Source organism: Brevundimonas sp. ZS04 (assembly GCF_001956865.1).
In the GTDB taxonomy this organism is placed as follows: domain Bacteria; phylum Pseudomonadota; class Alphaproteobacteria; order Caulobacterales; family Caulobacteraceae; genus Brevundimonas; species Brevundimonas diminuta.
In genome coordinates, this window is record NZ_MTHE01000001.1 from 430,290 (window position 1) to 457,136 (window position 26,847).

At 67.0% G+C, this 26,847-nt stretch carries 28 protein-coding genes; 13 read left to right on the forward strand and 15 right to left on the reverse strand.

The features are described 5' to 3' along the window. Nucleotide 1 precedes the first annotated feature (1 nt). Together BJP32_RS02070 and BJP32_RS02075 are read left to right on the forward strand one after the other, a co-directional pair. Nucleotides 2-1,507, forward strand: coding sequence for a sensor histidine kinase (locus tag BJP32_RS02070; RefSeq protein ID WP_233126668.1), 1,506 nt, complete (start codon nucleotides 2-4; stop codon nucleotides 1,505-1,507). Then, a complete protein-coding gene (locus BJP32_RS02075) occupies nucleotides 1,504-1,881 on the forward strand; it encodes a response regulator (RefSeq protein ID WP_040345610.1) in 378 nt (125 codons plus the stop codon). The genes BJP32_RS02070 and BJP32_RS02075 overlap by 4 nt, the downstream gene beginning before the upstream one ends. Before the next feature lie 21 nt (nucleotides 1,882-1,902). Here BJP32_RS02075 and BJP32_RS02080 read toward each other — a convergent pair whose 3' ends face one another. The 4 genes from BJP32_RS02080 to kdsA are packed head-to-tail and all read right to left on the reverse strand — an operon-like array spanning nucleotide 1,903 to nucleotide 6,391. Then, nucleotides 1,903-3,012, reverse strand: a complete 1,110-nt coding sequence (locus tag BJP32_RS02080; protein WP_076222655.1) for a DUF3089 domain-containing protein — start codon at nucleotides 3,010-3,012, stop codon at nucleotides 1,903-1,905. After that, nucleotides 3,012-4,013, reverse strand: a complete 1,002-nt coding sequence (rfaD, locus tag BJP32_RS02085) for an ADP-glyceromanno-heptose 6-epimerase (protein WP_076222656.1) — start codon at nucleotides 4,011-4,013, stop codon at nucleotides 3,012-3,014. The genes BJP32_RS02080 and rfaD overlap by 1 nt, the downstream gene beginning before the upstream one ends. Next, complete coding sequence (gene rfaE2 / locus BJP32_RS02090; protein WP_076222658.1) at nucleotides 4,010-5,470, reverse strand: D-glycero-beta-D-manno-heptose 1-phosphate adenylyltransferase; 1,461 nt, start codon at nucleotides 5,468-5,470, stop codon at nucleotides 4,010-4,012. Before rfaE2 ends, rfaD begins: the two co-directional genes overlap by 4 nt. Nucleotides 5,471-5,488: 18 nt before the next feature. Next, nucleotides 5,489-6,391, reverse strand: a complete 903-nt coding sequence (gene kdsA, locus BJP32_RS02095; RefSeq protein ID WP_369822372.1) for a 3-deoxy-8-phosphooctulonate synthase — start codon at nucleotides 6,389-6,391, stop codon at nucleotides 5,489-5,491. 124 nt (nucleotides 6,392-6,515) lie between these two features. Here kdsA and sseA point away from each other — a divergent pair, with 124 nt between their 5' ends. Continuing rightward, nucleotides 6,516-7,361: a 3-mercaptopyruvate sulfurtransferase gene (gene sseA, locus BJP32_RS02100; RefSeq protein ID WP_076222660.1), complete on the forward strand. Its 846-nt coding sequence runs from the start codon at nucleotides 6,516-6,518 to the stop codon at nucleotides 7,359-7,361. On the opposite strand, the gene BJP32_RS02105 is transcribed toward sseA, so the two are convergent. Beyond that, complete coding sequence (locus BJP32_RS02105; RefSeq protein WP_233126670.1) at nucleotides 7,362-8,306, reverse strand: DMT family transporter; 945 nt, start codon at nucleotides 8,304-8,306, stop codon at nucleotides 7,362-7,364. A 131-nt stretch (nucleotides 8,307-8,437) separates the two neighbouring features. Between BJP32_RS02105 and BJP32_RS02110 the strand changes: the two genes are divergently transcribed. Genes BJP32_RS02110 through BJP32_RS02120 form a run of 3 tightly spaced genes read left to right on the forward strand, consistent with a single transcriptional unit; the run spans nucleotide 8,438 to nucleotide 9,816 of the window. Beyond that, a complete protein-coding gene (locus tag BJP32_RS02110) occupies nucleotides 8,438-8,848 on the forward strand; it encodes a YbaY family lipoprotein (protein ID WP_076222664.1) in 411 nt (136 codons plus the stop codon). 3 nt (nucleotides 8,849-8,851) lie between these two features. After that, complete coding sequence (locus BJP32_RS02115; RefSeq protein WP_076222665.1) at nucleotides 8,852-9,091, forward strand: ribbon-helix-helix domain-containing protein; 240 nt, start codon at nucleotides 8,852-8,854, stop codon at nucleotides 9,089-9,091. Next, nucleotides 9,088-9,816 carry an SIMPL domain-containing protein gene (locus tag BJP32_RS02120; RefSeq protein WP_076222667.1) on the forward strand — a complete coding sequence of 243 codons (729 nt, stop codon included), beginning with the start codon at nucleotides 9,088-9,090 and terminating at the stop codon, nucleotides 9,814-9,816. Before BJP32_RS02115 ends, BJP32_RS02120 begins: the two co-directional genes overlap by 4 nt. Nucleotides 9,817-9,840: 24 nt before the next feature. Here the strand turns inward: BJP32_RS02120 and BJP32_RS02125 are convergent, their stop codons facing one another. The 3 genes from BJP32_RS02125 to BJP32_RS02135 are packed head-to-tail and all read right to left on the reverse strand — an operon-like array spanning nucleotide 9,841 to nucleotide 10,698. After that, the gene (locus BJP32_RS02125; RefSeq protein WP_003165314.1) at nucleotides 9,841-10,188 is read right to left on the reverse strand and encodes a DUF488 domain-containing protein; all 348 of its coding nucleotides are present in this window, start codon (nucleotides 10,186-10,188) and stop codon (nucleotides 9,841-9,843) included. 4 nt (nucleotides 10,189-10,192) lie between these two features. Continuing rightward, nucleotides 10,193-10,504, reverse strand: coding sequence for a hypothetical protein (locus BJP32_RS17465; protein ID WP_076222669.1), 312 nt, complete (start codon nucleotides 10,502-10,504; stop codon nucleotides 10,193-10,195). Beyond that, entirely contained in the window at nucleotides 10,501-10,698 is a 198-nt protein-coding gene (locus BJP32_RS02135; RefSeq protein WP_003165316.1) for a hypothetical protein, read from the reverse strand. Before BJP32_RS02135 ends, BJP32_RS17465 begins: the two co-directional genes overlap by 4 nt. A gap of 173 nt (nucleotides 10,699-10,871) precedes the next feature. Between BJP32_RS02135 and BJP32_RS02140 the strand changes: the two genes are divergently transcribed. The 3 genes from BJP32_RS02140 to BJP32_RS02150 all read left to right on the forward strand — a co-directional run bounded on the left by BJP32_RS02140 (nucleotide 10,872) and on the right by BJP32_RS02150 (nucleotide 16,640). Then, nucleotides 10,872-13,208 carry an ATP-dependent helicase gene (locus BJP32_RS02140; protein ID WP_076222670.1) on the forward strand — a complete coding sequence of 779 codons (2,337 nt, stop codon included), beginning with the start codon at nucleotides 10,872-10,874 and terminating at the stop codon, nucleotides 13,206-13,208. Next, entirely contained in the window at nucleotides 13,205-14,452 is a 1,248-nt protein-coding gene (locus tag BJP32_RS02145) for an O-antigen ligase (protein ID WP_046654157.1), read from the forward strand. Before BJP32_RS02140 ends, BJP32_RS02145 begins: the two co-directional genes overlap by 4 nt. 88 nt (nucleotides 14,453-14,540) lie before the next feature. Then, complete coding sequence (locus BJP32_RS02150; RefSeq protein ID WP_076222672.1) at nucleotides 14,541-16,640, forward strand: DNA topoisomerase IV subunit B; 2,100 nt, start codon at nucleotides 14,541-14,543, stop codon at nucleotides 16,638-16,640. A gap of 47 nt (nucleotides 16,641-16,687) precedes the next feature. Here BJP32_RS02150 and BJP32_RS02155 read toward each other — a convergent pair whose 3' ends face one another. The 4 genes from BJP32_RS02155 to tig all read right to left on the reverse strand — a co-directional run bounded on the left by BJP32_RS02155 (nucleotide 16,688) and on the right by tig (nucleotide 20,673). Further along, a complete protein-coding gene (locus BJP32_RS02155; protein ID WP_076222674.1) occupies nucleotides 16,688-17,230 on the reverse strand; it encodes a cytochrome b in 543 nt (180 codons plus the stop codon). A 106-nt stretch (nucleotides 17,231-17,336) separates the two neighbouring features. After that, on the reverse strand, nucleotides 17,337-17,978 hold the full coding sequence (locus BJP32_RS02160) for an ATP-dependent Clp protease proteolytic subunit (protein WP_003165321.1): 642 nt from the start codon (nucleotides 17,976-17,978) through the stop codon (nucleotides 17,337-17,339). Between the two features lie 113 nt (nucleotides 17,979-18,091). Further along, a complete protein-coding gene (locus BJP32_RS02165) occupies nucleotides 18,092-19,030 on the reverse strand; it encodes a hypothetical protein (protein WP_076222676.1) in 939 nt (312 codons plus the stop codon). A gap of 299 nt (nucleotides 19,031-19,329) precedes the next feature. Next, nucleotides 19,330-20,673: a trigger factor gene (gene tig / locus BJP32_RS02170; protein ID WP_003165323.1), complete on the reverse strand. Its 1,344-nt coding sequence runs from the start codon at nucleotides 20,671-20,673 to the stop codon at nucleotides 19,330-19,332. A gap of 172 nt (nucleotides 20,674-20,845) precedes the next feature. Here tig and BJP32_RS02175 point away from each other — a divergent pair, with 172 nt between their 5' ends. Then, nucleotides 20,846-21,547 carry an MBL fold metallo-hydrolase gene (locus BJP32_RS02175; protein ID WP_076222677.1) on the forward strand — a complete coding sequence of 234 codons (702 nt, stop codon included), beginning with the start codon at nucleotides 20,846-20,848 and terminating at the stop codon, nucleotides 21,545-21,547. Between the two features lies 1 nt (nucleotide 21,548). On the opposite strand, the gene BJP32_RS02180 is transcribed toward BJP32_RS02175, so the two are convergent. Beyond that, a complete protein-coding gene (locus BJP32_RS02180) occupies nucleotides 21,549-21,845 on the reverse strand; it encodes a hypothetical protein (RefSeq protein ID WP_076222679.1) in 297 nt (98 codons plus the stop codon). A gap of 185 nt (nucleotides 21,846-22,030) precedes the next feature. Between BJP32_RS02180 and BJP32_RS02185 the strand changes: the two genes are divergently transcribed. Further along, on the forward strand, nucleotides 22,031-22,264 hold the full coding sequence (locus tag BJP32_RS02185) for a general stress protein (protein ID WP_003165326.1): 234 nt from the start codon (nucleotides 22,031-22,033) through the stop codon (nucleotides 22,262-22,264). Nucleotides 22,265-22,341: 77 nt separating this feature from the next. Here BJP32_RS02185 and egtB read toward each other — a convergent pair whose 3' ends face one another. Further along, a complete protein-coding gene (egtB, locus tag BJP32_RS02190; RefSeq protein WP_076222680.1) occupies nucleotides 22,342-24,504 on the reverse strand; it encodes an ergothioneine biosynthesis protein EgtB in 2,163 nt (720 codons plus the stop codon). A gap of 195 nt (nucleotides 24,505-24,699) precedes the next feature. On the opposite strand from egtB, the gene BJP32_RS02195 reads away from it, so the two are divergent. Together BJP32_RS02195 and BJP32_RS17020 are read left to right on the forward strand one after the other, a co-directional pair. Then, complete coding sequence (locus tag BJP32_RS02195) at nucleotides 24,700-25,311, forward strand: sigma-70 family RNA polymerase sigma factor (RefSeq protein WP_233126673.1); 612 nt, start codon at nucleotides 24,700-24,702, stop codon at nucleotides 25,309-25,311. Between the two features lie 59 nt (nucleotides 25,312-25,370). After that, nucleotides 25,371-25,571 carry a hypothetical protein gene (locus BJP32_RS17020; protein WP_046654165.1) on the forward strand — a complete coding sequence of 67 codons (201 nt, stop codon included), beginning with the start codon at nucleotides 25,371-25,373 and terminating at the stop codon, nucleotides 25,569-25,571. A 13-nt stretch (nucleotides 25,572-25,584) separates the two neighbouring features. Here BJP32_RS17020 and BJP32_RS02200 read toward each other — a convergent pair whose 3' ends face one another. Further along, a complete protein-coding gene (locus BJP32_RS02200) occupies nucleotides 25,585-26,787 on the reverse strand; it encodes an acyl-CoA dehydrogenase family protein (protein WP_046654166.1) in 1,203 nt (400 codons plus the stop codon). Nucleotides 26,788-26,847: the final 60 nt, after the last annotated feature.

The following is a 26,847-nucleotide window of genomic DNA, read 5'->3' on the forward strand; positions in this document are numbered from 1 at the left end:
TTTGCGGAAGCTCGCCAAAACAATCGATCTGGTGGCGGCGTTCGACTCCTCTCCCAACCCCTATATGCTGCTGGATCGCGACTTGCGTTTCGCCGGCATGAACCAGGCTTATCTGGACGTCACTCAACGCCGGCGCGACGACCTGATCGGCCATCACGTCATGGAAATGTTCGCGCCGGGCGACGCTCCCGACAGCGAAGAGGAAAGCCGCCGGCTGCGCGCCTCCTTCGACAAGGTGTTGGCCACGGGCGAGCCGGATCATCTGGCGGTCCTGCACTATCCCGTTCTGACGCCCGGCCCCGACGGAGAGCCGGTCTTCGATGATCGGTTCTGGAGCTGCACCCATACGCCGATCAAAAATGAAGACGGTCAGGTCACGCACATCCTGCAGCACACCAGCGATGTGACCGAGCTTCTACGTCTGCGCCAAAAGACGGGCGACGGGGCGGGCCAGTCATCCGCTCTGGACGCCATGGTGGGCGATGAGGTGTTCCGACGGGCCGTGAAGATCGAAGCCAACAACCAGCGCCTCGAAGCCGAACGTAAGCAGCTCACCGACATGCTGATGAATGCGCCGGGCTTCGTGGCGGTGCTGAACGGCCCCGACCACATGATCCAGTTCTGCAATGAAGCCTGCTATCGACTGGTCAGCCATCGCGACATTCTGGGCCAGCCGGTGCGCGACGCCCTGCCCGAACTGAGCGACCAGGGCCATTTGGATTTTCTCAACGACGTCTATGAGACGGGCGAGCCGGTTTATGGCCGCCAGCGCGCCTTCGCCCTGCGGCACGCGCAGGACGGTCCGCTGGACCACCGCTACATCGACTTCGCCTATCAGCCCATTCGCGGCGACGAGGGAAAGATCGTCGGCATCTTCGTTCAGGGGCATGATGTGACCGACGTGGTGCTGGCCGCCGAACGCCAGAAGCTGATGATCGACGAGTTGAACCACCGGGTGAAGAACACCCTGGCTACGGTCCAGTCCATCGCCATGCAGACCGCGCGCACGCACCAGGATCCCGGCTCCTTCGCCGCCGCCTTCCAGTCGCGCATCCTGGCCCTGTCGCACACCCACGACCTGCTGACCCGCAGCCATTGGGAAGGCGCCGACCTGCGCGCCGTGCTGGAGCACGAGACCCAGGCCCACGGCATCGGGCGACTGACCATGAACGGGCCGCACGTCGCCCTGTCGCCGGCGCGCGCGGTGTCGCTGGGCATGATCTTGCACGAGCTGGCCACCAACGCCGCCAAATACGGCGCCCTGGCCTGCGGCGACGGCCGCGTCATGGTCGACTGGGCCATCAGCGACCAGAAGTCGCCGCGCCTGCACATCACCTGGCGCGAAGCCGGCGGCGAACCCATCCCCGAGCCGGAACGGCGCGGCTTCGGCACCCGCCTGATCGAGCGCAACGTGCGCCATGACCTGCATGGGACGGTGCAGCTCTCCTATCCGCCCGAAGGCTTCTGCGCCGAGATCAGCCTGCCCCTAGAAACGGAAACCCTATGACCGACGTGCTTTCAGGCCGCCGCGTGCTGATCGTCGAGGACGAGTCCCTGGTCGCCATGCTGCTGGAGACCATTCTCAGCGACATGGGATGCACCGTCATCGGCCCGGAATCGAATGTCGGCGACGGGTTGCGCGTCGTGACCGGCGAGACCGATCTCGACGCCGCCCTGCTGGACGTCAATGTGGCGGGCCAGGAGGTGTTTCCCATCGCCGAGGCGCTCAAGGCGCGGGGCGTCCCCTTCGTCTTCTCGACCGGCTATGGCGAAAGCGGCCTGCCCGAGCACTGGCGCGGCAATCCCACGGTGCAGAAGCCCTTCACCGACGCCGCCATCCGCGACGCCCTGATGGCCGCCCTGAACATGAGCATGGCCTGACGACGGCCGCCCAAAGCTCCTTCAGGCGGCCGCGGCAGCGTGAGCGTCTTCCCAGGCCTTGAGGCGACGCAGCACGTCCGCCTCGATGTCGGCGTAGAACAGGTTGTAGGCCGGGATCCGGCGCTGATCGGCCCAGGACACCGGCGTGCGGAAGGATTCGGAGCTCAGGCGCGAGCGCCACAGGATGCCCTCCCGGCACTCGGCCGCGACCAGGCGGCGCTGAAATGCGGGCCGCGCGCCCCATTCCAGATTGGTGGCGTTGGTGGCGCCTCGGCTCTCACGCGCTTCGGACACGGGCGCATCGACCGATCCCGTCACCGGGTTGACGCAGGCGATGGGCGCGTCCGCGGCCTCGACCAGGGCGCCGCGATCGTTCCAGGTCAGGGCGCGGCGAATGACCCGCTTGGCCTCGCCCTCGCCGTTCTCCTCGACCGCGCGCCAGGACAGGGCGCAGCCGGTTTCATCCTCTGTGCGGCACAAAGGCGTGTGGGTGAAGCGGCTGACCGGCGTCACCCCCTCGACCAGATAGGCGGCGACCAGACGCGCCTTGAGCGAAGCGTCCCTGGCCACCCGATCATGCAGCAGACGGTCGACCAGATCGGCGCCCTGCTCCACCCCGACCAGAACGATCGGACCGTCCGGCCGCAACGCCAGCCAGCGGTCGAAGGCGGCCTCGATATCGCCATAGGCGAAAGCCCGCGCTTCGCGCGCGTCCTCGCGCAGCGTCAGGCGGCTGTAGAGGCTGGCCTGGCGATACAGGGGAGCGCTGACGTCGCCCGCCGAGGCGAACGGCCCGGCGTAGTTGGGCAGGACGATGGTCCGCAGCTTGGTCAGGGCGCGGCGGTCGTCGATGGCCCCGTTCCAGTCGCTGCCGCCGTCGTAGGTGGTGGAGTGGACGAAGAAGACATGGGCCGCCCCCGCGCCCGGGGCACGGGCGTTCAGCAGCGCCCAGGCGCTCTTATCGTCATAGTCGGGCGCGGCCGGGGGCTCATAGGTCTGGAACGGAATCTGAGGGTCTAACCCCGCGCGCAAAATGTCGCCGCGCCACACGGCCACCGCCGCCGTCAGCAACAGGACGAGCGCGAAGCCCGTGTAGCCGACCCACTGTCGAAAGGTCAGCTTGGAGCGCATCAGCGGTACGGGTCCGGCTGGGCCAGGAAGTCCTGGACGTAACGGCGCACGCCTTCCTCCAGCGGCGTCGACTGGCCGCCGTAGCCGAGGGCGCGGATGCGATCCATGCTGGCCTCGGTGAAGTACTGATAGCGATCGCGGATCGCCTCGGGCATGTCGATATAGGCGATGGACGGCTCCTTGCCCGCCGCCGCGAAAGTGGCCCGCGCCAGATCGGCGAAGGAGCGCGCCTGCCCCGATCCGGCGTTGAACACGCCCGAGACAGCCTCGTTCTCCAGCAGCCACAGGATGATGCCGACCACGTCGTCGACGAAGACGAAGTCGCGCAGCTGGCCGCCGTCGGGATAGTTCGGGTTGTGCGAGCGGAACAGGCTGACCGTCTCGCCCGCCTGCACCTTGGGCCAGATCTGGGCGACGACCGACTTCATCCCGCCCTTGTGGCCCTCGTTCGGGCCATAGACGTTGAAGAACTTCAAGCCGGCCCACTGAGGCGGCGCCTCATCGCGATCAGCCTGACGCACGGCATACTGGTCGAACAGATATTTCGAATAGCCATAGGCGTTTAGAGGGCGAAGCGCATTCAGGCTCTCAGGATCGTCGCGATCCTCGAACCCGCTCTCGCCGTCGCCGTAGGTGGCGGCCGAGGAGGCGTAGATCATCCGCACGCCGCGCACCGCGCACCAATCCCAGATGTCGCGCGACAGGGTGAAGTTGGTGCGCAGGATCAGATCGGCGTCCGGCTCAGTAGTCGAAGAGATGGCGCCCATGTGAATCACAGCCTCGATGCGCTCGGCGTGACGCTCCAACTGGTCGAAAAGCTCTTCGGGCGCCCACAGATCGGCGATGGGGTGTTTGGCGATGTTCTTCCACTTGGCGAGGTCGGCCGTCTCCAGCCGGTCGCAGACGACCACATCCCAAGCGCCGCTCTCACACAGGCGGGCGACGATGTTGGAGCCGATGAAGCCCGCGCCGCCCGTGACGACGATCATTCGCGGGGTCATGCTTTCTCTCCAGTCATCTTCTCGATGGTCTTCGTCGTGGAATAGCCGTCAGCGAAGTCGGCCAGACGGACCTCGCCGCCCCAGCTTTCGACCTCGGCGGCGCCGACGACCTTGTCCCTGGTGTAGTCCGAGCCCTTGATCAACACATCGGGTTTCAGCCGCTCGATCAGGGTGATGGGCGTCGGGTCGTCGAAGGCGGTAACGCGGTCGACGCTGGCCAGACCGCCGATGACGGCGGCGCGGCTGTCCAGATCATTGACGGGGCGTCCCTCCCCCTTCAGGCGCCGCACCGAGGCGTCAGTGTTCAGCGCCACGACCAGCCGGTCGCACCAGCCGCGCGCCTGGCTCAGATAGGCGACGTGGCCGCGGTGCAGGATGTCGAAGCAGCCGTTGGTGAAGCCGACCTTCAGGCCCTGACGCTTCCACGCCTCGACCTGATCGGCCAGTTCGTCCAGCGGAGTGACCTTGGACTGGGCGAGAGCCGCGTGCTGGCTCATCTCGGCCTCGATCAGTTCGGCGGGCGTGACGACGGCGGTGCCGCTCTTGCCCACGACGACGCCCGAGGCGAGGATGGCGAACTGCACCGCCTGCTCCAGCGTCGCGCCGGCGCCCAGCGCGAGGCCTAGCGCGGCGAGGCAGGTGTCGCCCGCGCCGGACACGTCGAACACTTCACGCGCCCGGCCGGGGAAGTGGGTGACGCCGCCACCACGCCGCGCTAGCGTCATGCCCTTGCCCGCGCGGGTGACGATGACGGCCTTGGCCGTGGTGGCGTCCAGCAGGGCGGCCAGCGCCGCCTCGACCTGTTCGTCCGTCTCGGCCGGCAGGCCGGTGGCGCCCGCCAATTCGCTGGCGTTCGGCTTGATGACGTCGACCGCGCCATAGCGGGCGAAGTCGCGGCCCTTGGGATCGACGATGACCGGCGCGCCGTATTCGGCCCCGGCCCACAGCGCCGCCTGGATGGCGCCGTCGTCCACCACGCCCTTGGCGTAGTCGGACAGCAGGATGGCGCCCGCGCCCTGGAACACCGCCTTGTCGGCATAGCCGGAATGTAGCGCGGCCTCGTCGTCTAGACGCAGTAGTTGCTGGCCGGCGGCGACGAAGCGCGTCTTGACGATGGTGGCGGCGCCTTCGGGGCAGATCAGGGCGTCCTCGATCCGGTCCTCGGCGGCGATCAGATCGGCGAGTTCGGCGCCCGCCGCGTCATCGCCCGCGACGGCGCCCAGACGGGCCTGACCGCCCAGAGCCGCAACGTTGCGGGCGACGTTGCCCACGCCGCCGGGCATGGCCACGGTGCGGCGCGCGCGCAGGACGGGGATCGGCGCCTCGGGCGAGATGCGGCTGACCTCGCCATAGACATAGCGATCCAGCATCAGATCGCCGACGCAGGCGACCTTCAGGTCGCGCACGCGCTCCAGCAAGGACTGCAGGGCGCCGAGATCAAGAGAACGTTCAGCCATGACGCCGAACTAGCGGATTCACGCCGTCTTCGCCATCGGCCCCTTGTGACCCAGCTTGATGGCCAGGTCGTCAAAGGCGATCAGTTCGGCGGCCAGAGCCTCGAACTGGCTGAGCGGCACCATGTTCGGGCCGTCCGACGGGGCGTTGTCCGGGTCTTCGTGCGTCTCCATGAAGACGGCGTCGACGCCAACCGAGACGGCGGCGCGGGCCAGCACCGGCACGAACTCGCGCTGGCCGCCCGAGGACGTGCCCTGCCCGCCCGGCTGCTGGACGCTGTGGGTGGCGTCGAACACGACCGGGCAGCCGATCTCGCGCAGGATCGGCAGGGCGCGCATGTCGCTGACCAGGGTGTTGTAGCCGAAGCTGGCGCCGCGCTCGCAGGCCATGACGTTCGGATTGCCAGCGCCCGTGACCTTGGCGATGACGTTCTTCATGTCCCAGGGGGCCAGGAACTGACCCTTCTTGATGTTGATCGCCTTGCCCGTGGCGGCGGCGGCCAGCAGCAGGTCGGTCTGGCGCGACAGGAAGGCCGGGATCTGCAGCACGTCGACGTACTCGCCCACCGGGCCGCACTGAGCCTCGGAGTGGACGTCGGTCAGGGTCGGCAGGCCGGTGACTTCACGGATTTCGGCGAAGATCGGCATCGCGTCCTTCAAGCCGATGCCGCGCGCGGCGCTGGCGCTGGTGCGGTTCGCCTTGTCGAAGCTGGTCTTGTAGATGATGCCGAGGTTCAGGCGCTCGCCGATCTCCTTCAACGCATGGGCGGTTTCCAGCGCGTGCTGGCGGCTCTGCATCTGGCACGGGCCGGCGATGAAGACGATGCGGGCGCCGCCGCCGATGACGACGGGGGTCTTGAGACCTTCGGACAGGGTGATGACGGCGTTCGGAGAGGTCACGGCGGCGCTTTCGACTGGTTTCAACGGCGGTTCGCGGGCCTATGCCGCGGCTTTCAGGCGGACAGGTGGCGTCGCGGATGCGTTTTCGCAACTTATCCGGCGACTCAGGCCCTGACCACCGGCCGCGCGATCATGATAGTCTGACGAAATGACCCACACCGACACGCCCCTGATCTCAACCGCAGCCCTGGCGTCGCGGCTGGGCGCGCCGGACCTGAGAATCATCGACGCCAGCTGGTGGCTGGACGGGCGCGATGCGCGGGCGGATTTCGAGCGCGAGCGGCTGCCGGGCGCCGTCTTCTTCGATCTGGACGCCGTGTCGAATCGGGAAAGCCCCTATCCGCACATGCTGCCGTCGCCGGACATCTTCGCCGATACGATGGGCGCGCTGGGCGTCGCGGAGAGCGACGACATCGTGGTCTATGACGCGCAAGGGCTGTTCTCGGCGGCGCGGGTCTGGTGGACGCTGCGGACGATGGGGGCCAGGCGCGTGCGCGTGCTGGACGGCGGCCTGCCCAAATGGAGAGCCGAGGGGCGGCCTCTGCAAGGCGGCGCGGCCAAGGCTCCCGTCCCTGCGAAATTCGAGGCGCGGTTCGACGCCGACGCCGTGACGGACTTTGATCAGGTGAGCGCCGCGCTGGCGGACGGTCTTCAGGTGGTCGATGCACGCGGGGCTGCGCGTTTCCGAGGGGAAGCCGCCGAGCCGCGCCCCGGCGTGCGAGCCGGCCATATGCCGGGGGCGCTGAACCTGCCCTTCTCCAGCCTGCTGAATGTGGACGGGACGCTGAAGCAGGCTCAGGCGCTGGACGACGCCTTCCGCGCCGCGGGCGTCGATCTGGAGCGGCCCGTCATCACCAGTTGCGGCTCCGGAGTGACAGCGGCGGTCCTGACGCTGGGGCTGGCCGTGCTGGGGCGGCCGTCGCGCCTCTATGACGGATCGTGGGCGGAATGGGGAGCGCGTCCCGACGCGCCGGTCGTAACGGGCGAGGCCTGATCAGGCCGCCGAGCGTTTGGGCGCGCGGATCAGAAACACCTGCCCGGCCAGAACCAGAGCCAGTCCGACGAAGGCCAGCACGCCGAAGCGCGCCCCTTCGAACATCACCGACACCAGCATGGCGATCGGCGGCGTCAGGGCGGAGATATAGCTGGCCGTCGCATACCCCCTCGCCCGCGCGATGGTGAAATAAAGACCGAAGGCGATGACCGAGCCGAACACCGCCAGGTACAGCAGCGAGATCACATAGGCCGGGCTCCACGCCACCGACCAGGAGACGCCCGTGACCAGGGCGTAGAGCGCCAGCGTCCCCGTGCCGTAGGCCATGGCCCAGGCCGTGGACGGCAGCACCTGCGAACCCGCCTGCTGCCCCTTCCAGGCGAACCAGTTGCCGAAGGCCGAGGCGACGACGGCGATCACGGCGAAGCTGACGCCCGCGACCGCGTGGACGCCCAGACCTGCGCCCATCACCTCGCCCGCCGACAGGACGCCGACGCCGACCACGCCCAGCCCCGCGCCCAGCCAGGCGGCGGCGGCGGCCTTCTGGCCCGAGGCGACGCGGAACAGGATCAGGTTCAGGAAGGCCAGGGCGGCGAAGATCACCGCCACCACGGCCGAGGCGATCTTCTCCTCCGAGGCGTAGACGAAGGCATAGCTGATGGCGAAGGAGAACAGCCCCTGCCCCAGCGCCGCCAGATGCTGGCCGCTCGTCAGAGCCAGCCGACCTCCCGTCGCCTTGACGATCAGGGCCAGCAAGGCCGAAGCGATGCCGAAGCGCAGCACCACCGAAATCACCGGATCGACGGCGCCCAACTGGAAGGTGATGGCGTACCAGGTCGTGCCCCAGATCAGGGCGCAGACCCCGACGCCGCCGATGGCCAACACAGCGGGTGAAGACAGGCGCGACGACGCGGTTTCGGATTGGGGAGCTTCAGACTGTGACACGCCGGCGACTCGGTCGAAACGAAACGGGAACTTCCGATAGCACCGCTTTGTCCCCGCCGTCTCTCTACTGTTGCAGCCTTATGTGACGCTGGCGCGTTCTGCTAAGCTAGCCGCGCACAAAGGAGACGCCGATGCGCTCATTCCTCGCCCCCCTCGTCCTGGCCCCGGTCCTCTTGGCCGCCGCCTGCTCCTCCATGCCCGAAGCCTCCATGACTGAAGTCCAGGTCACCGCCACCTATCGCGAACGCATCATGCTGCCGCCCGGCCATGTCCTGACGGTCAAGGTCGAGGACGTCAGCCTGATGGACGCGCCGTCCCGCACCATGGCCGAGGTGCGCCAGCCCCTGAACGGTCGCGCCCCGCCCTACGCCGTCACCCTTTCGGTGCCCAGCGACAAGATCGACGCCCGCCACCGCTATGCCGCACGTGCTGAAATCCGCGACGCCTCCGGCGCCCTGCGCTTCACCACCGACACCAACTACGCTGTGCTGACCAACGGCGCTTCGACCAGCGCCGACATCGTCATGGTGGGCGTGCGCTAAGCTTTGAGCGGCCTCGCCAAACGATCGGTGCTGCTGTCCGGCCACGCCACCTCGGTGGCGCTGGAGCCTGAGTTCTGGGCCGTGCTGGACGCCATCGCGGCCGAACTGACGTTAAGCCGGTCCGGCCTGCTGATCCGCATCGACGCCTGGCGGGGCCGCCGCCCCCTGGCCTCCGCCTGCCGCATCCTGGCCCTGCAATGGGTCGGCGGCGACCGCAGCTTCGCAGAAGAGAAGACCTCATGAGCGCTGACATCGACAGGAACCGCCTCATCCCCGCCGCCGTCTTCGGCGGACTGGTGGCCGTGGGCCTGATCGGCGGCGGCGCCCTGATCGGTCAGGGCGTGGTCAACGCCCGCGCAGGCGACCGTTCCGTCACGGTACGCGGCCTGGCGGAAAAGGACGTGAAGGCCGATCTGGCCGTCCTGCCGATCCGTTTCACAACCTCGGGCGACGTACTGTCCGAGGTGCAGGCGCGCATCGACGGCGATCTGGCCATCGTGCGCCAGTTTCTGAAGGCGCAGGGCTATCCCGACGACGCCGTGGACCTGGGTCAGCTGGGCGTGGCCGACACCCGATCGCGCGAATACGCCAGCCAGACCGGCGGGCCGCGCTTCATCCTGACCCAGACCGTGATCGTGCGCACCACGGACGTCGACCGGGTGCAGACCACCACCCGCAACCTGAACGATCTGGTGCGCCAGGGCGTGGTGTTGCAGGACTTCAACGGCCCCTCCTACATCTTCACCAAGCTGAACGACGTGCGCCCGGCCATGATCGCCGAGGCCACCGCCGCCGCCCGCAGCGGCGCCGAACAGTTCGCCAAGGATTCCGGCGCGCCGCTGGGGCCGATCAAGACGGCGGGACAGGGCTCGTTCGAGATCCTGTCGCGCGACGGCACGGGCGACGAAGCCAGCACGCCGAACAAGAAGGTCCGGGTCGTCACGACGATCAGCTATCGACTGAAATAGGCCCGCGCCAATGCGCCCGCCGGGTCAGGGGTCCGTCAGATAGGCCGCCAGCACGACGGCGTCGTTGTGCTCTTCGTCCCTGGCCCCATAGACCAGGGTCGCCGGGCCATCGGCGAGCGCGGCCTTCAGTTCGGATACGACATCGCCGTTGGCTTCCAGCTCCGCGCGATAGCGGTGCTGGAACTCCGTCCATTTCGCCGGATCATGGCCGAACCACTGCCGCAGCTCCGTCGTCGGCGCGATCTGCTTGAGCCATAGGTCCACGCGGGCCTTGTCCTTGCTGAGACCACGCGGCCAGAGGCGGTCGACCAGGATGCGCGTCCCATCCGCATCGGACGGCGGTTCATAGACGCGCTTCAAGGCGACCTTCACGACCTCATCCGCCCTGCGGTTCGGGCGCGGCCACCTGGGGCGGCTCAGAGGGGCGCGGCAAGTCAGGCGGAGCCGGGCGGTCTGGAACCTCAGGCAGGCGCGGCGTCGGCACATTGATGTCGACGTTCAATTCGGGCGTTGACGGCGCCGGCGCCCTTCCTCCGGCGAAGACGAACCAGGCTATCACCGCCACGGCGACGAGAAGGCCCCCGACGATGAAGGCCAAACCCGCCCCGCCGCCCTTTCGCGGCGCCGGGGCGTTGTTGACGGTAGTCTGATGGACGACGCGTTCAGGCGGGATATCGGGATCGGTCATGACGCGGCCTCAGGACCGCTCGGCGCAGCCGGCGCCGAGACTTCAGGCAGCTTGACCTCAACATCGACATTCTTGGTGTCCGACGCCCCGCCTCGGCCCAGAAGGAACCAGGCCAGGACAGCCACAACCACGACCAAACCGCCGACGATGAAGGCGAGACCGGCGTTGCCGCCGCCGCTTGAGTTTTCCGCCATAGGCATCCCTTCCCTTTGCTGACCCTGTCGTGTGCGAGAACGACGCTCTGACTGCGCGGTTCCGGAAGCGCCGTGTGCGAATAGGCCTGACTTTGGTCGCTGTGCTGCTTATGTTCTCCCATTTAGATTCCGGCGGCTCGCCCGCCTGTCCCGCCGCCTGAGTATCCGCCCCTGTGACCGACCTGCCCGCTCCCCGCATTTCCGACCTCGCCCGCGCCCAGACTCCGCAAGGGCCGGCGGCCGACTATCTGGCGGGCCTGAACCCCGAACAGCGCGAGGCGGTGGAGACGACCGAAGGGCCGGTGCTGGTTTTGGCGGGCGCCGGCACGGGCAAGACGCGCGTCCTGACCACGCGACTGGCGCATATTCTGGCGACCGGCCGGGCCAAGCCGTGGGAGCTGCTGGTCGTCACCTTCACCAACAAGGCCGCGCGCGAGATGCGCGAGCGGATCGGCCATCTGATCGGCCCGTCGTCCGAGGGTCTGCGCTGGCTGGGCACCTTCCACTCGGTCGCGGCGCAGATCCTGCGTCGCCATGCGGAACTGGTCGGGCTGAAATCCAGCTTCACCATCCTGGATACGGACGATCAGGAGCGGCTGCTGAAGCAGCTTCTGGAAGCGGCCAACATCGACACCAAGCGGTTCACGCCCAAGTCGCTGGCCCATATGATCGACCACTGGAAGAACCGCGGCTGGACGCCCGACAAGCTGCCGCCGGGCGAGGACTTCGCCAACGGCAAAGGCCCGGCGCTGTACGCCGCCTATCAGGCGCGGCTGGCGACGCTGAACGCCTGCGACTTCGGCGACCTGTTGCTGCACAACATCACCATCCTGTCGAAACAGGCTGATCTGGCGGAGGAATATCGCCGCCGGTTCCGCTACATCCTGGTGGACGAATATCAGGACACCAACGTCGCCCAGTATCTGTGGCTGCGGCTGCTGACCTCCTCGACCGGCAATGTCTGCTGCGTCGGCGACGACGATCAGTCGATCTATGGCTGGCGCGGGGCCGAGGTGGATAACATCCTGCGGTTCGAGCGCGACTTCCCCGGCGCCAAGGTCATACGGCTGGAGCGCAACTACCGCTCGACCAAGCATATCCTCGGCGCGGCCTCGGCCCTGATCGCGGCCAATCAGGACCGGCTGGGCAAGACCCTGTGGACCGAGGACGACAGCGGCGACAAGGTGCGCGTGCGCGGCGTCTGGGACGGCGAGGCCGAGGCCCGGCTAATCGCCGACGAGATCGAAACCGCGCGCAAGCAGGGCATGAATTACAAGGACATGGCCGTTCTTGTTCGCGCGTCATTTCAGATGCGGGCGTTTGAAGAACGCTTCCTGATGCTGGCCATTCCCTATGTCGTCATTGGCGGGCCGCGCTTCTTCGAGCGGGCGGAAATCCGCGACGCCCACGCCTATCTGCGGCTGATCCAGTCTGAGGACGACGATCTGGCGTTCGAGCGCATCGTCAACGTCCCCAAGCGCGGCATCGGCGACACCAGCGTCCAGAAGATCCTGCACATCGCGCGCGAGAACGGCGTCTCGGCCATGCGGGCGGTGCGCCACCTGATTACGACGGACGAGCTTCAGGCGCGCACCCGCACGCCGCTGGCCAACTTCGTGCGCGACCTGGACCGCTGGCGCGACCTGATGGCCATGGGCACGCCCCACTGGCAGGTGACGGAGACCCTGCTGGACGAGAGCGGATACACCGCCATGCAGAAGGCCGACCGCACCAGCGGCCAGACGCGCTTGGACAACCTGAAGGAACTGACCCAGTCGATGCAGTCGTTCGAGACGCTGCAGGCCTATCTGGAGCATGTTTCGCTGGTCATGGATCTGGAGCGCCGCGACGAGAACGCCGACGGATCCGGCTCGGTGCAGATCATGACGCTGCACGGCGCCAAGGGGCTGGAATTCCCGCTGGTCTTCCTGCCGGGCTGGGAGGAAGGCGTCTTCCCCAGCCAGCGCAGCATCGACGAGAAGGGCGTGAAGGGCCTCGAGGAGGAACGCCGTCTGGCCTACGTCGGCGTCACCCGCGCCAAGCAGGACGCGCGCATCAGCTTCGCCGCCAACCGCATGGTCTATGGCCGCTGGACCTCTCAGTTGCCCAGTCGCTTCGTCGATGAACTGCCGATCGCCCACGTCGAGCCCCAGTCGGACACCGGCTACTACGGCGCCTCGACCGGCATGAAGGAGGCCAAGAGCCGCTGGGACGACGCCCCCTCCTTCGGCGGCAGCTATTCCAGCCCCGGCTGGAAACGCGCCCAGACCTATACCGCCGCCCAGACTCCCAAGCCCGCCTATGCCCGCCGCGCCGTGATCGAGGGCGAAGGCCGCCTGATCGCCACCGCCGATCCCAAGGCGGCGTCCGGCTGGTCGCGCGGCGACCGCGTCTTCCACCAGAAGTTCGGCTATGGTCAGGTCCGCGCGGTGGAGGGCAACAAGCTGGTGGTCAGTTTCGACAAGGCGGGCGAGAAGAAGGTCATCGACACCTTCGTGGAGAAGGCGTGAGGGGGGCGATCGCTCCTTCACGTCATGATCCCGACGCTCCCACCCTGTGGGAACAGGCGGCCGCAGGCCTGATCCTGGCCCTGTTGTCCGGCGCCCTGCTCGGCCCGATCTTCGCGCCGAACCAGGAAGAGACCCCAGTGCTGCGGCTGGTCTGGCCGCCGATCTATCTGGTGATCCTAGGGCTGGTCGGGTTTCGCGCGCGGCGAATGGCGGCGGCCTGGCCCGCCTTCATCCCCCTATTGCTGATGGTCGTCTTGGCGCTGGCGTCCAGCCTGTGGTCCCAAGCGCCGGATGTGACCGAGCGGCGGGTGTTGGCCCTCGGGCTGACCGGGATCTTCGCCGTCTATCTGGGCGCGGCCTTTCGCGGGATCGCTCTGCCCCGGATGCTGACCGCGACGTTTCTGGCGTTGGGGCTATGCAGCCTGATCGCCGTCTTCGTCTTTCCAGGGTTCGGCGTCCACCATGCGGCCAACGCCGGCCTGTGGCGGGGCGTCTGGTACGAGAAGAACCAACTGGGCATGGTCATGACGCTCGGCCTGATCGCCGCTTCGGCCCTGCTGGCCGCGCAGACGGACCAGCGTGACCGCCGTCTGGCGCTGGCCGCCCTGGCGGTCTGCACCCTGGCCCTGCTGGGGTCGCAATCCAAGACCGCCCTGATCATGGCCATGCTGGGCGGCGGCCTTGTTCTGCTGTGTCGGCTGATCCGACGCATGGGGCCGGTGTTCGGCGTCGTCGCCGTATGGTGCATGGGCGCGGCCCTGGTCGGCGGCCTGTGGGCATGGAGCGAGTTCTCCGTCGAAATCCTGGCCCTGTTCGGCAAGGATCCCAGCCTGACCGGCCGCACCGAAATCTGGGACGCCATCGCCCGCATGACCGAGCGCAGGCCCTGGCTGGGCTATGGCTACAGCGCCTTCTGGCTGCCGGACTCGGAGCCGATGGAGTGGATCCGGCATGAGACAGGCTGGCGCGTGCCGTCGGCCCACCAAGGCTGGCTGGACCTGCGCGCTGAGTTGGGCTGGGCGGGCGTCGGCCTGGTCGGCGCCGTCGTCGCCGTGACCTCGGCGGCCGTTCTGATCCGCCTGACCGGCCTGGGACGGCGCGAGGGATACTGGAGCCTGGCCTGGCTGGCGGCCTTCCTGCTGCTGAGCCTGTCGGAAAGCGTGCTGATGAGGCACCAGGATTTGCCGTGGACCCTGTTCATGGCGCTGATGGCGCGTAATCTGATCCCGGACCGAGCGCCCTGATCCCTGATCCGCCGAACTGACGCGGGCCTTGCCCCCGCCCTCTTCGAAGCCTACCAGACCCTGCCCCGAATCGCCGCAAAATGCCCTGATGGACGACCTGTTTTCCAATCTCGACGACGCCGAACCGGCCAAGCCCGCCGCCCCTGCGCCCGCACCCGCTGCGGCGACGCCTCCGGTCGCGCCCCAGCCGGCGCCGGCCCCCGTGCATCAGCCCAAGGTCGAGCTGACGTCCCACGCCAGCGCCGCGACGGCGGCCGCCACCGGCTATTCCGCGTCCTCGATCGAGGTGCTGGAGGGACTTGAGCCCGTTCGCAAACGCCCCGGCATGTACATTGGCGGCACGGACGAGCGCGCCCTGCACCACCTGTTCGCCGAAGTGCTGGACAACGCGATGGACGAAGCCGTCGCCAAGCACGCCAAGCTGATCACCGTCGATCTGGACGCCGAGGGGTATCTGTCGGTACGCGACGACGGGCGCGGCATTCCGGTCGACCCCCACCCCAAGCACCCCGGCAAGTCGGCGCTGGAAGTCGTCATGACCGTGCTGCACTCGGGCGGCAAATTCTCGGGCAAGGCCTATGAGACCTCGGGCGGCCTGCACGGCGTCGGCGTTTCGGTCGTCAACGCCCTGTCGGAAAGCCTGGACGTCACCGTCTGGCGCGACGGCTTCGAGTGGCGCCAGTCCTTCAGCCGCGGCCATGTGCAGGCGCCGATCCAGCAGGTCGGTCCCTCGAAGAAGAAGGGCACCCTGATCCGGTTCAAGCCGGACGAGCAGATTTTCGGCGTCGGCGCGACCTTCAAGCCCGCGCGCCTGTTCCGCATGACGCGGGCCAAGGCCTATCTGTTCCGCGGCGTCGAGATCCGCTGGACCTGCGCGCCGGAGCGCATCACCGACCAGACGCCCGCCCAGGCGACGCTGCACTTCCCCGGCGGCCTGGCCGACGCCCTGGCCGAGCGCGTGGGCGAACTGGAGACCGTCACCCCCGTCTTCGCCGGACGTGTAGAGCGCAAGGGCGAAGCCGGCGCGCTGGAATGGGCCGTCACCTGGTCGCCGATCGGCTTCGGCGACGCCGACAGCTTCATCGCCTCCTACTGCAACACCGTCTCGACCCCCGACGGCGGCACGCACGAAGCGGGTTTCCGCGCCGCCCTGGTCAAGGGGCTGAAGGCCTATGGCGAGCTGATCAACGAGAAGCGCGCCGCCCAGATCACGGCCGAAGACGTCATCGCCAATGCGGGCGCCCTGATCTCGGTCTTCATTCGCAACCCGGAATTCCAGGGCCAGACCAAGGACCGCCTGTCCTCGCCCGAGGGACAGCGCCTGACGGAACAGTTGCTGCGCGACCCCTTCGACCACTGGCTGACCGAAAGCCCGAAACAGGCCAACGCCCTGCTCGGCTTCGTCATCGACCGCGCCGAGGACCGCCTGCGTCGCCGCAAGGACAAGGAAGTCCAGCGCGCCGCCGCCACCCGCAAGCTGCGTCTGCCCGGCAAGCTGTCGGACTGCTCACGGCAAGCCGCCGAGGGCACCGAACTGTTCATCGTCGAAGGCGACTCGGCCGGCGGCTCGGCCAAGCAGGCGCGCGACCGCACGACCCAGGCCATCCTGCCCCTGCGCGGCAAGATCCTGAACGTCGCCTCGGCCACGGCGGACAAGTTGCGCGCCAACGTCGAACTGACCGATCTGATGCTGGCGCTGGGCGTGCAGGCGGGCAGCCGCTTCAGCGTCGACGACCTGCGCTATGAGCGCGTGGTCATCATGACCGACGCCGACGTCGACGGCGCCCACATCGCAGCCCTGCTGATCACCTTCTTCTATCGCTCCATGCCGGACCTGATCCGTCAGGGGCGGCTGTATATGGCCCTGCCGCCGCTCTACCGGATTTCGGCGGGTCCGCTGTCGGAATACGCCCGCGACGACGCGCACCGCGACGAGCTGCTGGCCACGACCTTCAAGGGCAAGAAGACCGAGATCGGCCGGTTCAAGGGTCTAGGCGAAATGATGGCCTCTCAGCTGAAAGAGACCACCATGGACCCGAAAAAGCGGACTCTGGCCCGCATCGCCCTGCCCGACAGCGAGGAAGAGATCGAGGATCTGGTCGAACGCCTGATGGGCCGCAAGGCTGAGGCCCGCTACAACTTCATCCAGGAAAACGCCCGCTTCGCCCAGGCCGACCTGGACGTCTGATGACGTCTTCCGCCGTCGCCCTCTCGGCGACGGCGGACTGAACCACCCTAGCCGACCATCCGGCCGACGGTGTCGTCCTTCCAGATGAAGCGGTGGACCAGCACCATCAGGATATGGCCCGCGATGGCGGCCAGCAGCACCCAGGCCAGCAGGCCGTGGGCGGCGTTAGCGGGCGCGGTCATCCACGGCACCTCGGCCCAGCCGCCCTCGATCAGGCGCACGCCGAACACGTCCAGCGGCTTGCCCGATCCATACTGCCGCAGCAGAGCCAACGCCGGAACGATCAACATCAAGGCGTAGAGCGCCAGATGTCCGAGCTTGGCGGCCAGGCCCCAGAAGCCGCCGCCGTGCGCCGGGCGCGTCTTCATGTTGTACAGGCCCCACAGGGCGCGCGCCACGATCAGGGTCAGCAGGATGACGCCGATCCCCTTGTGAGTCCCGACCCAGAAGGCGGTGATCGGCGCCTTGCCGACGATCTCCTTCACGGCCATGCCCGCGAACTGCCACGCCAGCAGCAGGGCCATGACCCAGTGCAACCCGCGCGTGACGGCGCCATACCGGAAGCCGTCGTCTCTCCACTGCGTCGCCATGAAGCGCCCCCCCCCTCGCTGGAAACGAATCTCAAACACGATTCGAGGCGGAATCCGTCGCCGAATCCCGCCTCGTAAATTGTCGCAGTCGAAGCGCGTTTTAGGCTTAGGGAGCCTTAACGCCGTCGTCGTCGGCCTGGGTGCGCTTGTCATAGACGTGATCGACGATGCCCCAGGCCTTGGCTTCCTCGGCGGTCATGAAGTGGTCGCGGTCCAGGGTGCGCTCAACCTCTTCATAGGTGCGGCCGGTGTGCTGGACGTAGATTTCGTTCAGGCGGCGTTTGGTGGCGATGATGTCCTCGGCGTGACGCTCGATGTCCGAGGCCGTGCCGCGGAAGCCGCCCGAGGGCTGGTGCACCATGACCCGCGCGTTCGGCAGGGCGATGCGCTGGCCCGCTTCACCGGCCGTCAGGATCAGCGAACCAGCCGAAGCGGCCATGCCCATGACCACGGTCGAGACCGGCGACTTGATGTATTGCATGGTGTCGTAGATCGCGAGCGCCGAGGTCACCTGACCGCCGGGGCTGTTGATGTACATGCTGATCTCCTTCTTCGGGTTCTCCGATTCCAGGAACAGCAGCTGGGCGCAGATCAGCGAGGCCATGCCGTCCTCGAACGGACCGGTCAGGAAGATGATCCGCTCGCGCAGCAGGCGCGAAAAGATGTCGAACGACCGTTCGCCGCGGCTGGATTGCTCCACCACCATCGGCACCAGGTTGTTGGAGATGTAGTCGATCGGATCGCGCATGAAGGCCTTCTCGAGTGATGCGGGCGCGATTCAAGTCGCCCCCTTCATTTCAACATATCGCGTCCGCAAGCCCCCGACGCAAGGCGAAGCGATCGATCAGCAGCTCACCACCGTTATTCGCCAGCCGGCGCAGGGCCTGTGTCCTGTTGCTTTCGACGTTGCTGAACTAGGACACGTGTCACCGCCGCCTCCTGGCTTCTCGGATCAGCGCGATCAGGAGGGGCAAGATAGAGGGCCGCCAGGTAGTCCTTATCCCAAGACGTCAACCCAGGCATGCTCGCTCGAGAGCGAAACAGATTCATGATGGTCTGTTGGCCGCTCAGATCAGAAGAAGGGTCGATCTGAGCTAAGGACACCATGGAGACATAGTCCGCCAACACGCCCAGCGGTACGCCGTCGGTTCGACTCATGTCGATGATGATGACGGTCCAGGCCATATCATGACGGACATTGGAACGGAGGCGCGACCCATCCCTTACCCTGACCGTATTGGGTTCGTCCCCTCCATTTGGAAAGAGCATGTCCCCGTACATTCTCGTGGCGATTTCTCCTGACGAAATTTCCACTGGAATGGCGACATTCCACCAGCGAACCGGCTCTTCGGAATTCTGGAACTCCCTCAGCGCCGCACGGGATGGGTTGGTGCCCTGGGGGGCGGGGCGAAAACGTGATTCAAACTCGCTGACCAGTTTCTGGGCCAACGCGGCACCGTCCGAAGTGGCGAAAACGATGACATTGGGCTTGCACCCCGGACCCGCCACATCAGCGCCCGCTTCAAGAGCGTTGCGAGCGATCCGATCAATCACAAACTGGGCAAGCTGCGGCCGCATATTGCTTACGCTGACGCAGAGAGGCTTGCTCCAGCGCGCCAACCGCGCGCCGCTCGGCGGATCCGATAGCTGTCGCACATAGGACCGCGCGATCTCTTCCAGTCTTCGCGCATCCACAACAACGTCTTCAACCGCCGTCACGTCACCGGCATCCGCTTGCGGCGCCACCTGTGGGGCCTCCGAGAACAATGCAATGGAAGCCAAGATAGCTGCGAAGTTCATCGACCTACCCTCTTATCAAAGCACCGAAAACGGACCGCTCCGCCAGGCCATCCACCGTACTCACTACCACCCAGAATAAAATAGCGACGTTTCGCCACTACAGGTCAACGCATCTGGATTTGTCTTCATCATCCCACGCGTACGCGCCCGGCATGCGGCATCGCCATCTGGTCAGGGCCAGCATTCGCCCAAAGCACCTTTGGCCAAGCTCAGAATAAAAAAGGCCCGCCGAAGCGGACCCTTTTCATTTGTCTGAATGGCTGACGAACCGACTGTCGCCGATCCGTAAGACGACGGGATCAGCCTTCGTCTTCTTCCTTCAGCAGCTCTTCCTTCGAGATGGCTTCGTCCTTCACCTCGGCGACCGAGACGATCAGGTCGACGACCTTCTCTTCATAGATCGGCGCGCGCAGCTGGGCGGCGGCGTTCGGGTTCTGGCGGTAGAAGTCCAGCACCATGCGCTCCTGGCCCGGGTAGTTGCGGGCTTCGGCCATGATGGCGTTCGACAGTTCCTGATCCGAGACGCCGACGTTGTTGGCGCGGCCGATCTCGGCCAGGACCAGACCCAGGCGCACGCGGCGCTCGGCGATCTTCTTGTACTCGGCCTTCAGTTCGTCTTCCGACTTCTTGGCGTCGTCTTCCGGCAGCTGGCCGGCGTCCTTGTCGGCCGAAACCTGGGCCCAGATGCCTTCGAACTCGGCGTCGACCATCTTCGGCGGCAGCGGGAAGTCGTGGCCTTCGTCCAGCACGTCCAGCAGGGCGCGCTTCAGCTTGAAGCGGGTGGCGCCGGCGTATTGCTGGTTCAGGTTGGACTTCAGCAGTTCCTTCAGCTGGTCCAGCGACTCCAGGCCGATGCGCTTGGCGAACTCGTCGTCGATCTTGGATTCGACCTCGGCCTTGATGGCCTTGACGGTGACGTCGAAGGTCGCGGCCTTACCGGCCAGGTGCTTGGCCTGGTACTCTTCCGGGAAGGTCACTTCGATGGTCTTCTCTTCACCGACCTTGGCGCCCTTCAGCTGCTCTTCGAAGCCCGGGATGAAGCGGCCCGAGCCGATCACCAGGTCCGCGTCGGTGGCGGCGCCGCCGTCGAAGGCCTCGCCGTCGATCTTGCCCAGGAAATCGATGGTCAGCTGGTCGCCGTCGGCGGCCTTGACCGTCTTGCCCTTCTTGTCCTCGTAGGACTTGGCTTGCGACGCCAGTTCCTTCAGCGCCTCGTCCAGATCCTCGTCCGAGGCCTCATAGGTCGGGCGGGTCAGCTTCAGGGTCTTGGGGTCGACCGGGGTGAATTCCGGCATGACTTCCAGCGACATTTCATAGGCCAGGTCTTCCTGACCGGCGATGACCTTGTCCATATCCGAGGTCAGCTTCATCTCGGCCGGCGCGGCCGGGCGGATCTTCAGCTCTTCCAAAGCGCCCTGGCTGGTTTCGTTCAGCGAGGCGTTGATGATTTCGCCCATGAAGTCACGGCCGAAGGTCTTCTTGACGTGCGAGGCCGGCACCTTGCCCGGACGGAAGCCCTTCAGCTTCATCTGGGGAGCCATTTCCTTAATGCGGGCTTCGAGCTTCTCATTCAGCTCGGCGGCGGGAATGGTCACCGCGATCACGCGGCTGAGGCCTTCGTTCGACTTTTCGACGACTTGCATGGTCGGGTATCTGACGCTCTGTGGCGACGCCACGAAGGCGCGCGGTGGATAAAGCAACAGGGCCGCCCCTTTCGGGAGCGGCGCCTCGGAGCCCGCCCTTATGTCGAGAAGGGGCCGAAACGTCAACGCAACGCGGTTCCTTTGTGGGCATCGGCCCGCTATCTGATGGCCCATGAGCCAGCCTTCAGCCCCCATCGGCGTCTTCGTCACGCCCGTTACGCCGCTTCAGCAGAACTGCACGACGGTCTGGTGCACGCAGACGAAGAAGGCCGCCGTCATCGATCCCGGCGGTTCGGTCGACGCCATTCTGGGTGAGGTCGCGCGGCGCGGTCTGACGCTGAACGCCATCTGGATCACGCACGGCCATCTGGACCATGCCGGCGCCGCCGCCGAGATGCAGGAAAAGACCGGCCTCGACATCGTGGGGCCGCACCCTGAGGACCAGTTCTGGATCGATCTGATTCCCACGCAGGGTCAGAAATACGGCCTGCCCGAGGCCCGCAGCTTCACCCCCACGCGGTGGCTGGACGACGGCGACGTGCTGACGCTGGGCAAGACGAGGTGGGAGGTCTTCCACTGCCCCGGCCACACGCCGGGCCATGTGATCTTCTTCAACCGCGAGGCCCGCTTCGCCCAGGTCGGCGACGTGCTGTTTCAAGGCTCGGTCGGGCGCACCGACTTCCCGCGCAGCGATCATCAGGCCCTGCTGACGGCGATCACCACCAAGCTGTGGCCGCTGGGCGATGACGTCACCTTCGTCCCGGGACACGGGCCGCACTCGACCTTCGGGGCCGAGCGAAGGACCAATCCGTTCGTCTCGGATCAGGCGATGAAGGCGGCGCCCATCGCGCGGCCCGCCTCCGGGCCAGCCTAGTTCAGCGCGCGGCCAGAAGGCCGATCAGGACGCCGATCCCCAGGGCATAGAGCGTCATGCGGATCGGCTCGTCGCGAATCGCCTCGCAGGCTTCCGAGCCGTGACGGCGCGCCCAGTCGCGCACCTCGGCCGCATCCTCGCGCACCGCCTGACGCAGGGGGCGCGGCCGGGCGCCCGCCGCCAGAATCTCATCGGCGGCCCCTTCAAGGCGGTCGCTGCGCGTCGAGCGGCCCTCGGTGATGTCCTCAGGCGAAGGCGCGTTGTCGGCGCGGGCGATTTGGTCGTTGGAAACCGGCATGAGCTGAACTCCTGAATTCTGCACTCAGAGCCTCGATGAACCCGCCGGAATCGTCGCGGTTCCGCAGCCGGACGACGCCCGCAGCCCCCATTTGTCGAACAGGGTTTTAATCCTTTCTCGGAACCTCCGCGCCGGCGCCGGGTTCTCTTGCGCAAGCGCCACCGTCTACGAAAGGAACATCTGAAATGGCCGAAGGTCAGCCCACCCGCGGCTCCGGTGTTTCCAAGCGAGGCTTCGCCTCGATGGACCCGGAACGTCAGCGCGAAATCGCCCGCAAGGGCGGCGCCAGCGTCCCCAGCGAGAAGCGCAGCTTCTCTCAGGATCGCTCCCTCGCGGCCCAGGCCGGACGCAAGGGCGGCGAAGCGTCCCACGGCGCACGGAACAAGTCCGGGCAGGATACGGCGCCGCCGAAACGCTGATCCTCGCGATCGACTTCAGAACTCTTCGACGGCGTGGGAAACCTCGCCGTTTTTCTTTGTCTGATAGAAGGTTGCGGTCAGCAGGCCAGAAGGGCCAAGGCCACGCGCGGAGCGTCGCTGACCTCGAAGGCTTCGACGCGCCAGCCGGCGGCCTCGGCCAGGGCGCGCACGCGAGCCTCGTCATATTTACGCGAGTTCTCCGTGTGGATCGTCTCGCCCTGCGCCAAACGGAAGACCAGCTTGCCCAGCCGCACCGTCATGGGGCGAAGGGCCTCCAGATGCATCTCCATCCGCGCTTCAGCCTCATTCCAGACGGCGCGATGAGCAAAGGCGTCCAGGTCGAAGTCCGCGCCCAGGTCGCGATTGGCGCGCGTCAGAACATTCAGATTGAAACGGGCCGTCACCCCCTCGGCGTCGTCATAGGCCGCGATCAAGGTCGAGGGCTCCTTGATCAGATCGACGCCCAGAATGAACAGGGCATCCGGTCCCAGCATGTCGCGCATGTCGCGCAACAGGGCCTCCGCCGTCTCCGGCGCCAGATTGCCGATGGTCGAGCCGGGGAAGAAGCCGACGCGCCGCCCCTGCCCTGCCTCGGACGGCAGCACGCCCAGATGCTCGAAGTCGCCGACGATCGGCAGCACCTTCAGAGCCGGATAGGCCTGCCTTAGGCGGACCGCCGCTTCTTCCAGCGCCGTGGGACTGATGTCGATGGGGACGTAGGCCGCCAGATCGGGAGCGGCGTCCAACACGATGCGCGTCTTCTCGCTGGCGCCGGAGCCGAGCTCGACCAGCACGGCGTCGGCGCCGAAACGTTCGGCCCAGTACGGGGCGGCCCGGCGCAACAGGGCCGCTTCCTGCCGGGTCGGATAGTATTCCGGCAGGCGGGTGATGGCCTCAAACAACTCGGACCCGCGCGCGTCGTAGAACCATTTGGGCGGCAGACTCTTCGGCGATGACGCCAGGCCTGCGATCAGGTCGCGGCGGAAGCCCTCGTGTTCGTCAGTCTCGTCGTACCTGGCGCACTCGCCAGCGTCGGCGGCGAGACGGACGCCTACGAAGGCCCATCGTTGGTCCGGGTAGAAGAAGTTACGATAGGTCGGCCGCGCATGTCCCGGCGCCGTGGCGAAGGCGCCGCCGCGCAGCACCATCTGATTGGCCATGAACTTGCCGTTGTACTCGGCCGCCGCGCCCTCGGTCGGACGAAAGCCGGGGTAAGGGCCATAGGCGCTGGCGGTCCACTGCCACGCCTCATTGTCCAGGTTGGAGAAGGCGTCGGGACGGCTGCGGGCGGCGTGCTCCCATTCCGCCTCGGTGGGCAGGCGCCGGCCCGACCACCGTGCGAAGGCGTCGGCCTCGTAGAAGCTGACATGGCGCACCGGCGCGGCCGGGTCGACCGGCCGTCGCCCCGTCAGGGTCATGACCGTCCAGCCCTGCCCTTCCGCTCGACGCCAGTAGAGGGGCGCCGTCCACCCACGCGCCTGGACCGTGGCCCAGCCGTCGCTCAGCCACAGGTCAGGCCGCGCGTAGCCGCCGTCATCCATGAAGGCCAGCCAGTCGCCGTTGGTCGTCAGATCGGCGGCCAGGGCGAACGGCTCCAGCCAGACGCGATGCGCGGGCCGTTCATTGTCGAAGGCGAACCCTTCGGCCGAGACCCCCGTCTCGATCAGACCGCCCTCGAACGCCTGCCAGCCGCCGCGCGCTGGTTGCAAGGGCGCCGCGCGCGGCTCGACATCATAGGCCGCCGGGTCCAGCGGCGAGCGGGACATCAGATGCAGCAGGTCCATCAGGAACAGTTCCTGATGTTGCTGTTCGTGGTTGAGACCCAGCTCGAACAGATAGCGCTCCAACCCTTCCATCGGCGCTGAAACGTCGGCCAGGCGCGCCTCCATCCGCCGGTCGACCTCGGCGCGATAGGCCATGACCTCGGCCAACGAGGGGCGCGTCATCAGACCTCGCTCGTCTCGACCGATACGCTCGCCGAGCGCCTCATAATAGGAGTTGAAGACCTCCTTCAGCCGAGGATCGAATGGCTCATAGCCCGGCCTGTCCAACAGCATGGTCTCGAAGAACCAACTGACATGACCGAGATGCCACTTGCCTGGACTGGCGTGGGCCATCGACTGGGCCTGCAGGTCTTCGGCTGACAGCGCGGCGGCCAGAGCAGGCATCACCGCGCGCACGCGGCGATAGCGCTCCAGATCCCCGGCGACGCGCGCCGGTCTGCGCTGCGTTCCGGCCATGTTTCCGCCTGCCCCTGGGTGAGTGTTCACTGTGGTCACCCCGTAGGAATGCGGCCTGAGACGAGGCGGTTCCGCATGGCCAGAACCCATCTATGCGCGCCTTCACAGTCCCGTTCCACAGGAACAGTCGCAGCCAGGCGGCGTTCTGATTCGGTCCAACCGCCGACACGGCGCAGTTTTTCAGGATCCCGACGCATGCCCCAGCTCCGCATGCCCGAGGGGCCGAACGCCATCGACCCCCCGCCATCATCGCCCCCGATCGATCGGGCGCCGGACCTGGCTGATCCGGCCAATTGGCGCGCCATGCTGGCCTGCCAGATACCGGCGCTGCGGGCCTTCGGCTTTTCACTGGCGCGCAACCGCGCGGACGCCGATGATCTGGTTCAGGAGACCCTGGTCAAGGCCTGGGCCCACCGGGCGCGGTTCGAGACGGGGACCAATCTGCGAGCCTGGCTGTTCACCATTCTGAGGAACAGCTGGTACACCGGCGCCGCCCGCCGCCGACGTGAAGTCGCCGACGAGGAAGGCCGCCACGCCGCCAGCCTGACCTCAGAAGCCAACCAGGAATGGACCGCCGAGTTGACGGCGCTGCAACAGGCGCTGAACACCCTGCCGCCCGAACACCGCGAGGCCATCATCATGGTCGGTGCGGCGGGGCTCTCCTATCAGGAGGCGGCCGACATCGCCGGCTGCGCCGTGGGCACGGTGAAGAGCCGGGTCAACCGAGCCCGCCGTCGCCTGGCCCTGCTTCTGGCGCACGAACTCCCGCTCGACGGCGCAGAAAATAATGAGGGCGACGACAGCTAGGCGGGTGGAACGGAGGAACCCGCGAAGGGGTTCAATTCCCGATCTCAGGAGAGTCCGTCATGATGACTCCGCGACGCCCCCCCGCCCCCGAACCCACGCGCACAGACAAGCGCGGCCTCATGGATTGGCTGTTCGGCCGCACCCCGCCGCCGCCCAGCAAGGCCAGCTCCAACCTCTATCTGGGCGACATCGTAGACGGCGACTTCAGTTCGCCCTCAGTCCACCATCACCACAAGCGTCCGCCCAGCGACGAGTTATGAGTCGAGCGACAGCCTAGCGTCCTGCCCGCGCGGCGTACTCCAGCCGGGCGATGGTGCGGTTGTGCACCTCGTCTGGGCCGTCGGCGATGCGCAGGGTCCGCACCATGGCGTAAAGCTCGGCCAGCGGCGTGTCGCCCGACACCCCCGCCCCGCCGAACGCCTGAATGGCGTCGTCGATGACCTTCAGGGCCATGCGCGGCGCGGCGACCTTGATCTGGGCGATTTCGGACTTGGCGCCCTTGGCCCCGACCTCGTCCATCATCCAGGCGGCCTTCAGAACCAGCAGGCGGCACATCTCGATATTGGTGCGCGCCTCGGCCACCCGCTGCTCCCACACCGAATGCTCGGCGATGGTCTTGCGGAAGGCGGTCCGACTGAGCAGGCGGTCGACCATCAGCTCCAGCGCCTTTTCGGCCGCGCCGATGGTCCGCATGCAGTGGTGGATGCGGCCCGGCCCCAGGCGGCCCTGGGCGATCTCGAAGCCGCGCCCCTCGCCCGCGATCAGGTTGGAGGCGGGAACGCGGACGTTCTCCAGCACCACCTCGGCGTGGCCGATCGGCGCCTCGTCATAGCCGAAAACCGACAGCATCCGCTCGACGCGAAAGCCGGGCGTGTCGACCGGGACGATGATCTGGCTCTGCTGCTGGTGAACGGCGGCGTCGGGATCGGTCTTGCCCATGACGATGGTCATGGCGACGTTCGGGTGCGCCATATTGGTCGACCACCATTTGCGGCCGTTGACGACATAGTGGTCGCCGTCGCGCTCGATCCGGGTCTGGATGTTGGTGGCGTCGGACGAGGCGACCTCGGGCTCGGTCATCAGGAAGGCCGAACGGATTTCGCCGGCCATCAGGGGCTTGAGCCACCGCTCCTGCTGGGCGGCGTCGCCGTACATATGCAGGACTTCCATATTGCCCGTGTCGGGCGCGTTGCAGTTGAACGCCTCGGCCGACCACAGCGCCCGGCCCATCAGCTCGGCGATGGGGGCGTATTCCAGGTTCGACAGCCCCGCCCCATGCTCGCCCGGCAGGAACATGTTCCACAGGCCCTCGGCCCTGGCCCTGACCTTCAGCGTCTCCATCACCGGCGGCTGGCGCTTGGGATCGGCGCGGACCTGGGCGCGATACTCCGCCTCGCGCGGCAGAACCTCCGCCTCCATGAAACGGCGCACCCGTTCGCGCCAGTGTTCGCCCCGCTCGCTCAGCCGGAAATCCATCTTACGCCTCTCCCGAAATGAAAACGGCGCGGCCCCGTCGGAGCCGCGCCGTCGAACATC

Excerpts from the sequence above, each read along its gene's own strand:
- BJP32_RS02075 (WP_040345610.1), top strand. The coding sequence starts at position 1,504 with ATGACCGACGTGCTTTCAGGCCGCCGCGTGCTGATCGTCGAGGACGAG.
- BJP32_RS02080 (WP_076222655.1), bottom strand. The coding sequence starts at position 3,012 with ATGCGCTCCAAGCTGACCTTTCGACAGTGGGTCGGCTACACGGGCTTC.
- rfaD (WP_076222656.1), bottom strand. The coding sequence starts at position 4,013 with ATGACCCCGCGAATGATCGTCGTCACGGGCGGCGCGGGCTTCATCGGC.
- rfaE2 (WP_076222658.1), bottom strand. The coding sequence starts at position 5,470 with ATGGCTGAACGTTCTCTTGATCTCGGCGCCCTGCAGTCCTTGCTGGAG.
- sseA (WP_076222660.1), top strand. The coding sequence starts at position 6,516 with ATGACCCACACCGACACGCCCCTGATCTCAACCGCAGCCCTGGCGTCG.
- BJP32_RS02110 (WP_076222664.1), top strand. The coding sequence starts at position 8,438 with ATGCGCTCATTCCTCGCCCCCCTCGTCCTGGCCCCGGTCCTCTTGGCC.
- BJP32_RS02120 (WP_076222667.1), top strand. The coding sequence starts at position 9,088 with ATGAGCGCTGACATCGACAGGAACCGCCTCATCCCCGCCGCCGTCTTC.
- BJP32_RS17465 (WP_076222669.1), bottom strand. The coding sequence starts at position 10,504 with ATGACCGATCCCGATATCCCGCCTGAACGCGTCGTCCATCAGACTACC.
- BJP32_RS02135 (WP_003165316.1), bottom strand. The coding sequence starts at position 10,698 with ATGGCGGAAAACTCAAGCGGCGGCGGCAACGCCGGTCTCGCCTTCATC.
- BJP32_RS02150 (WP_076222672.1), top strand. The coding sequence starts at position 14,541 with ATGGACGACCTGTTTTCCAATCTCGACGACGCCGAACCGGCCAAGCCC.
- BJP32_RS02155 (WP_076222674.1), bottom strand. The coding sequence starts at position 17,230 with ATGGCGACGCAGTGGAGAGACGACGGCTTCCGGTATGGCGCCGTCACG.
- BJP32_RS02160 (WP_003165321.1), bottom strand. The coding sequence starts at position 17,978 with ATGCGCGATCCGATCGACTACATCTCCAACAACCTGGTGCCGATGGTG.
- BJP32_RS02165 (WP_076222676.1), bottom strand. The coding sequence starts at position 19,030 with ATGAACTTCGCAGCTATCTTGGCTTCCATTGCATTGTTCTCGGAGGCC.
- tig (WP_003165323.1), bottom strand. The coding sequence starts at position 20,673 with ATGCAAGTCGTCGAAAAGTCGAACGAAGGCCTCAGCCGCGTGATCGCG.
- BJP32_RS02175 (WP_076222677.1), top strand. The coding sequence starts at position 20,846 with ATGAGCCAGCCTTCAGCCCCCATCGGCGTCTTCGTCACGCCCGTTACG.
- BJP32_RS02180 (WP_076222679.1), bottom strand. The coding sequence starts at position 21,845 with ATGCCGGTTTCCAACGACCAAATCGCCCGCGCCGACAACGCGCCTTCG.
- BJP32_RS02185 (WP_003165326.1), top strand. The coding sequence starts at position 22,031 with ATGGCCGAAGGTCAGCCCACCCGCGGCTCCGGTGTTTCCAAGCGAGGC.
- egtB (WP_076222680.1), bottom strand. The coding sequence starts at position 24,504 with ATGGCCGGAACGCAGCGCAGACCGGCGCGCGTCGCCGGGGATCTGGAG.
- BJP32_RS02195 (WP_233126673.1), top strand. The coding sequence starts at position 24,700 with ATGCCCCAGCTCCGCATGCCCGAGGGGCCGAACGCCATCGACCCCCCG.
- BJP32_RS17020 (WP_046654165.1), top strand. The coding sequence starts at position 25,371 with ATGATGACTCCGCGACGCCCCCCCGCCCCCGAACCCACGCGCACAGAC.
- BJP32_RS02200 (WP_046654166.1), bottom strand. The coding sequence starts at position 26,787 with ATGGATTTCCGGCTGAGCGAGCGGGGCGAACACTGGCGCGAACGGGTG.